The sequence below is a fragment of the Pradoshia sp. Z5_111 genome (assembly GCF_058267535.1).
In genome coordinates, this window is sequence record NZ_JBZCPQ010000015.1 from 50,580 (window position 1) to 56,716 (window position 6,137).

Below are 6,137 nucleotides of genomic sequence, written 5' to 3' on the forward strand. Positions count from 1 at the left end.
TTAAAGGAGGATATAACATTGGCACAAGTACAATATTACGGTACTGGTCGACGTAAGAGCTCCGTTGCTCGTGTGCGTTTGATTCCAGGTGAAGGCCGCATCATTATCAATGATCGTCAAATCGATGACTACATTCCATTCGCAGCACTTCGTGAAGTAGTAAGACAACCTCTAGTTGTTACTGAAACAACAAACAGCTATGACATTTTAGTAAACGTTAAAGGTGGAGGCTACACAGGTCAAGCAGGCGCTATCCGTCATGGTATCGCTCGTGCATTACTTGAAGTAGATCCAGAATACCGTCCAGGACTAAAACGTGCAGGATTGTTAACTCGTGACCCACGTATGAAAGAACGTAAAAAATACGGTCTTAAAGGCGCGCGTCGTGCACCTCAGTTCTCAAAACGTTAATTTTACAATTGCGTTCAAAAGACTCCCAGACATTTGTCTGGGGGTCTTTTTGTTATGTTTGGAGATATAAATGCAGAGCGGCTGGCTGTGTGAGCAAAGTTGAGTCATGCTGGAATTAGTGCCAGATTGGCTCGGTTACGCGTAAATTCCAAGGATTAATATTCTGGATTGGCTGGATTATGGGCCAATTCGGCTGGATTAAATGCTGGATCGGCTGGATTAAGAAATCGTTTGGCCGGATCAAATAGAAAAATGGCTTGATTTATTAGGTATTTGGCTGAATTGAATAAGAAAACGAGTATATATACAACAAAGCGACCCGAAAAAGAGAAGATGGACTACCCCGACAGCCATACATCGATCCGATTAACACCTCCTTATACACGATGTTTTATAACTCCTCCTTACATTTCCCATTTATCCCATGGCATGAGTATAGGCCATCCATCAAACAATAGAGTATATCTTAATTTTCTATTGATGATTATATTTTAATTTAGAGGTGGTTTAATGAATACAGTTGTAAATCTTGCTGCTTTTCGTAAAGAAAAGCGGTTGAAATATGAGCGTGAGATACTGAAGGATTTTTCGCTTGAACTTTTAGGGAGGCAATATCGCCATCTTGCTAAAGGGTTAAAATGTTTTCCGGGATACTCAATTGAGCCAGCTGAAGAGCATTGTTATGATATTGCAGTGGAGGGTTTTCTTCTAGGTGGATATTATAGTAAGTTTAATCGGTATGGAGAGTCGCCAGAGCGGATAAAAGAGAGAGCGAAAAAAGAAATTGATATGCTCTCACAGCAATTGTTTTACTATCTTTATCAATCGGAGGAAAATGGATCTCCTTTTATACAAGAAACGCTGCGCAGCTTGACGGATGAATATGTGACGGCTTGGTGGATGGAAGGATACGCAAAAGGAATTAATCGATATAAAATGAGGATGAAATAGATCTAGCATGTTCTATCTAAACTCCTTGTCCCATAAGATACAGTAATAGTGGATTATGGGGTAAAGGGGATAAGCTATGAATGTTCAAAAGAAGGTTCTCACGACCTGTTTTGTGGTTGGGGTGGTTCTTCTGTTTTTATTGATGTCATACAGGATGAACCAGCGTGTATCATTTCAGCAGTGGAATCTGCCCTTGGCTGGAAAAGTTATTGTCATTGACCCAGGACATGGAGGGATAGATGGCGGGGCGACCTTTAATGGTGTAATCGAGAAAAATGTAACATTGCCAATTTCGTTAAGACTAAGGGATTACCTGCAGGAACAAGGTGCCCTTGTTTTAATGACAAGAGAAAAAGACGTAGATCTTGCTGATTCTGATTCGAGAAGTATACGGGAAAGGAAGCGGACGGATTTAATTACAAGGACTAAATTTATAAACAATTCTGAGGCGGATTTGTATATTAGTGTGCATGCCAATGCCTTTCCACAGGTGAATTCGAAGGGAGCCCAGACGTTTTATTCGCCAAAGTTTACGGAAAATAAACAAGCGGCTAAATTGATCCAAGCAGAGTTTATTCGTAATTTAAGAAATACGAAAAGATATGCTAAACCTATGGAAAGTGTATATTTAGTCAAGCATGCAAATAAACCGGGAGTTCTGGTAGAAGTCGGCTTTCTTTCAAATGATGAAGAAAGACGCAATTTACAAAGTAAAGTGTATCAGGATGATATCGCACTCTCAATCTATACGGGAGTAATTAGATATTTTTTAAAGGAACATGAAGAAGATTGAAAATACAGAATCAAATTAGCAATTGATACCTATTGAATATGTTATACTAATAGCGTTTACAAATACATACAAGGTAGGTGTCGTTCGTGCTTACAGAAGTAAAGGTAAGAGAATTACTTGGAGAAATTAAAGATCCATTTTTAAATAAAACCCTTAAAGAAACAAACGGTATTATAGAGATAAAGATTAAAGAAGAAAAGCAGCATGTGAGCGTGAAAATAGCGATTGCTAAAACAGGTACGGCTGAACAGCTGCAAATCCAGCAAACGGTTGTAAATACATTAAAGGAGGCTGGAGCGAATACAGTAGGCATTCGTTTTGCTGACTTGCCAGAGGAAGCCTTGGCTAAATTCCGTGAGTCTTTGCCGAAAGAAGAAAAAGGCTTACTCGATAGTGACACTACCTTTATTGCAATTGCCAGTGGAAAAGGAGGAGTCGGTAAATCCACCGTCTCTGTAAATCTGGCAGTGGCTTTGGCACGCCTTGGTAAAAAGGTTGGTCTGGTGGATGCTGATATTTATGGTTTTAGTGTTCCGGATATGATGGGGATTGATAAGCGTCCAACTGTTAAAGAGGAACGTATATACCCAGTCGATCGTTTCGGTGTAAAAGTGATCTCTATGGGGATGTTCGTTGAGGATAATGCACCGATTATATGGAGAGGTCCGATGCTTGGAAAGATGCTGAATAACTTTTTCCAGGAAGTAGAGTGGGGAGATTTGGATTATTTATTGCTTGACCTTCCTCCTGGAACTGGAGATGTAGCTTTGGATGTTCATTCCATGCTGCCAACCTGTAAAGAAATTATCGTTACCACTCCACATCCTACAGCTGCGTTTGTTGCCGCTAGAGCGGGTGCTATGGCAATTCGTACAGAGCATGAGGTAATTGGTGTGGTTGAAAACATGTCTTACTTTGAGAGTAAAACAACCGGCGAAAGAGAATACGTCTTCGGTAAAGGTGGCGGCGAAAAGCTGGCTGAAGAGCTTAATACAGAATTATTAGGCAAGCTTCCTCTTGGACAGCCTGATTGGAATGATGAGGAGTTTGCGCCATCAATCTACGCAGAAGATCACCCGACCGGAAGGATGTTTACAGAAATAGCTGAGAAAGTAACTGAAATGGTTAATAAATGATAAGTAAACGCCTCCGTTCGATAGGAGGCGTTTTATTTATGGTTGACCTGCTTTCTTATTGTTTGAAGTATTTTCTTTAGATTTTTCATCAGCTGCTTTTAGTAGGATATCTTCTATTTTTGCTTTATAGAGCGGGCTATCAATGACCTCTGTTAAGACGGATTGAAGTTCTTTGCGATAGTCCTTTCCTTGCATGATTTCGGTGAATTCTTTTCTCATATCTGAATCCTTTAGGACATTTGTTAATAATGTCATATATTCCGGATCAGTCATTAAATCTTTAAGAATCTGTTTATGAGAGGATTCCAGGCCATTTGCAAGAGACTTCACAAACTTCGGATCCTTGAAGGCATTCTCCCAGAATTGTTTCTCTTTATCAGAAGTTAATACTTTCTCAATAGTTTTTGAAACATCCTCCTGATTCATAATCAATTCAGTTTTAACTGATTCATCTTGAAGAATATCCTCAATTGCTTTCTTCCCTTCATCTGACTTTAAAACATCTACAATAATTTTTTTAGTATCACTATAGTTTTCTTCTCTTGATTCTGTATTTGTTTCACTGCAGCCGGTTAAGGTGATTAGGCATAAAATAAGACCAAAAGCACATCTGAATATAGTTGTCATTAATTTAATCCTCCTCTAATAAATCTACATTGATAATATGAATCGAGAATAAAAAAATATACGTGTTTATATGAATTAATAGATTTTCATGACAACGGTTGGTACAATTTAGTAGAACATACATAGAGGGTGGGGAAAAATGAGCAGTCGATATTGGGTGAAGCTATTTATGAATACCTTGCTGATAGGCGGTTTTACAGCGGGGGTCGTTGGTTTAATTGCAAAATGGAATGAGTTTTCACTTAAGACACCAGTTGAATTACTAGTTGGCTTCTTGTGGATGGCTGGCGTTGGATTAATATTCAGTGTTATTAGCCAGATGTGTTTTTTTGCGTATTTAACCGTTCACAGACTTGGGATGGAAATGTTTAGATCTGTTTTTGTATGGCATGCCATACAATTGGTGCTTACTGTATTTGTTTTAGTTGATTTAGGTTATTTGCGGTTTGTGTTTTTTGGAAATGAAACAGAAGGTGCCATTTCATATGTCTGGTATCCTGTCTTAATTTTAGTAGTAGCCTTAATAGTAGCTGTGCTGAAAGTTAAACAAACAAATAAAAGTGCCTTTATACCTACCTTGTTTTTTATGGTCGTAGTAACAGTAATAGAATGGTTCCCGGTGCTCAGGGTAAATGATGAAAGCTATATGTATTTCATGTTAATTCCTTTGCTTATCTGTAACACCTATCAACTGTTGATTTTGCCAAAATATCATGAAAAATCAAAGGAAGCTGCGAAGGAACGTATGAAGCGCACGCAGCAAAAAGCCGCACACTCGTAAAGGAGTGCGGCTTTTTTAGTTTAATTGAAGAGTTTCCCTATTCATTAATGGGCTGCTGTTTACCATATAGGGTATCCTGCTAATTTCGTGGCTGGTTGATTTAGAGTTGGATATCATTTCAGAGACAGAGAGTAGCTTTAGGTTTTTATTAGTCAATTCCTCTTTAATGAGCGGAATCGCTTTGGCGGTTTGTATGGCAGCATCAGAAGCATGAAGTAAGATGATATCCCCTTTTTTGGCCTGAGCAACATTGTGGGCAATAATCTTTGTCCCTGGGTTTTTCCAATCCATAGAATTGACACTCCAATGGACCATTGTAAGGTTCGACTTCTCGGCAATTTTTAATACTCGTCTATCTACATCCCCAGTAGGAGTCCGTAATAGGAGCGGCTTTTCTATTCCAGCTTTTCGGAAGGCTTCAAGCCCTTTAGATATATCCTTTTGGATTCCAGGCTCTTCAAGCTCCGTGTAATCGATATATGAGTAACCTAAAAGGCCAATCTCGTAACCCTGCTCTTTAATCAGCTTAACAATATGAGGATGACGTTCAACCCATGAGCCTGCTAAGAAAAACGTGGCCGCATGAATTTTTTCCTGTTTTAAAGCTTTTAGAATATCCTCAGCCTTTTCATCGCCCCAGCCGATATTAAATGTCAAAGCTACTCCTTTTTCTCCTTTGTATATAATCTTTGGTTTCCCATTGATTGAAAAAGAAGGTGAGACCGCGATGAATTCCACATAGAAAAAAAGGGCTGTGAAGAACGTAATAATCAGTAATAAGATTAGTTGCTTTCCTCTGCGTGCATTTGTTACATAAAAAAAGGGCATGTTATTCACCTCATCCAATTGATCAGCTTTTAATGTAATGTATTTGTTAGGTGGGACAAATATTACAGTTAAAAAAACAGCTTGTATAAAATTTAAAAAAATGATGTAACATATCCCTGTTGATCAATTAGGTAGGAGGGATATTGTGCTGGGGGTTTTACTGACAGAAAAAGAAGGTATGGAATTAGAGTTTTTAATTAAGAGAGAAATGGAAGAAATTCGTACAGATGAAAGAATAGAAAACCATCATCCAATAGTTCAAAGGGCAATAGAAGAAAGATATAAGATTTTGTTAAAACTCCTGATTAGAATTGCCCCGAAAAGCGAGTATTTAAGGTATTTGAATACACCTCGAAAAACAGAAAATAATTTTGATAAAAAGTGTTGACTTAGAATTTAAATGCTGATATATTTATATACGTTGTCACGAACGAAGTCGAAACGAAAGAAATCGGCTGAAAAAACTTTTTAAAAAAGTTGTTGACAACAAAAAGCGAATTTGATAATATATAAAAGTCGCTGAAACAAGCAACACAGATTGTTCTTTGAAAACTAAACAAAACGAAACGCCAAGCAAGTCTAAAAAAAGAGATTTTTAAAATCTCGTCAA

At 38.1% G+C, this 6,137-nt stretch carries 8 protein-coding genes; 6 read left to right on the forward strand and 2 right to left on the reverse strand.

Features of this window, described 5'->3' with window-relative positions:
• Positions 1-18: 18 nt before the first annotated feature.
• From rpsI to AC4D4A_RS18500, 4 genes are all read left to right on the forward strand, one after another.
• Positions 19-411: a 30S ribosomal protein S9 gene (rpsI, locus tag AC4D4A_RS18485; protein ID WP_066102893.1), complete on the forward strand. Its 393-nt coding sequence runs from the start codon at positions 19-21 to the stop codon at positions 409-411.
• A 510-nt stretch (positions 412-921) separates the two neighbouring features.
• Positions 922-1,362 (forward strand): DUF2521 family protein, encoded by a 441-nt coding sequence (locus tag AC4D4A_RS18490; protein WP_490997184.1) that lies wholly within the window; start codon positions 922-924, stop codon positions 1,360-1,362.
• A 76-nt stretch (positions 1,363-1,438) separates the two neighbouring features.
• On the forward strand, positions 1,439-2,155 hold the full coding sequence (gene cwlD, locus AC4D4A_RS18495) for an N-acetylmuramoyl-L-alanine amidase CwlD (protein ID WP_490997185.1): 717 nt from the start codon (positions 1,439-1,441) through the stop codon (positions 2,153-2,155).
• A gap of 86 nt (positions 2,156-2,241) precedes the next feature.
• Complete coding sequence (locus AC4D4A_RS18500; RefSeq protein WP_490997186.1) at positions 2,242-3,291, forward strand: Mrp/NBP35 family ATP-binding protein; 1,050 nt, start codon at positions 2,242-2,244, stop codon at positions 3,289-3,291.
• Between the two features lie 36 nt (positions 3,292-3,327).
• On the opposite strand, the gene gerD is transcribed toward AC4D4A_RS18500, so the two are convergent.
• Positions 3,328-3,918 carry a spore germination lipoprotein GerD gene (gene gerD / locus AC4D4A_RS18505; RefSeq protein WP_490997187.1) on the reverse strand — a complete coding sequence of 197 codons (591 nt, stop codon included), beginning with the start codon at positions 3,916-3,918 and terminating at the stop codon, positions 3,328-3,330.
• 139 nt (positions 3,919-4,057) lie between these two features.
• Between gerD and AC4D4A_RS18510 the strand changes: the two genes are divergently transcribed.
• On the forward strand, positions 4,058-4,699 hold the full coding sequence (locus AC4D4A_RS18510) for a KinB-signaling pathway activation protein (protein ID WP_490997188.1): 642 nt from the start codon (positions 4,058-4,060) through the stop codon (positions 4,697-4,699).
• Between the two features lie 15 nt (positions 4,700-4,714).
• Here AC4D4A_RS18510 and AC4D4A_RS18515 read toward each other — a convergent pair whose 3' ends face one another.
• Entirely contained in the window at positions 4,715-5,527 is an 813-nt protein-coding gene (locus tag AC4D4A_RS18515; protein ID WP_490997189.1) for a polysaccharide deacetylase family protein, read from the reverse strand.
• A gap of 145 nt (positions 5,528-5,672) precedes the next feature.
• Here AC4D4A_RS18515 and AC4D4A_RS18520 point away from each other — a divergent pair, with 145 nt between their 5' ends.
• The gene (locus tag AC4D4A_RS18520) at positions 5,673-5,915 is read left to right on the forward strand and encodes a hypothetical protein (RefSeq protein ID WP_490997190.1); all 243 of its coding nucleotides are present in this window, start codon (positions 5,673-5,675) and stop codon (positions 5,913-5,915) included.
• The last annotated feature ends 222 nt before the right edge of the window (positions 5,916-6,137 follow it).

Excerpts from the sequence above, each read along its gene's own strand:
- AC4D4A_RS18510 (WP_490997188.1), top strand. The coding sequence starts at position 4,058 with ATGAGCAGTCGATATTGGGTGAAGCTATTTATGAATACCTTGCTGATA.
- gerD (WP_490997187.1), bottom strand. The coding sequence starts at position 3,918 with ATGACAACTATATTCAGATGTGCTTTTGGTCTTATTTTATGCCTAATC.
- cwlD (WP_490997185.1), top strand. The coding sequence starts at position 1,439 with ATGAATGTTCAAAAGAAGGTTCTCACGACCTGTTTTGTGGTTGGGGTG.
- AC4D4A_RS18515 (WP_490997189.1), bottom strand. The coding sequence starts at position 5,527 with ATGCCCTTTTTTTATGTAACAAATGCACGCAGAGGAAAGCAACTAATC.
- AC4D4A_RS18490 (WP_490997184.1), top strand. The coding sequence starts at position 922 with ATGAATACAGTTGTAAATCTTGCTGCTTTTCGTAAAGAAAAGCGGTTG.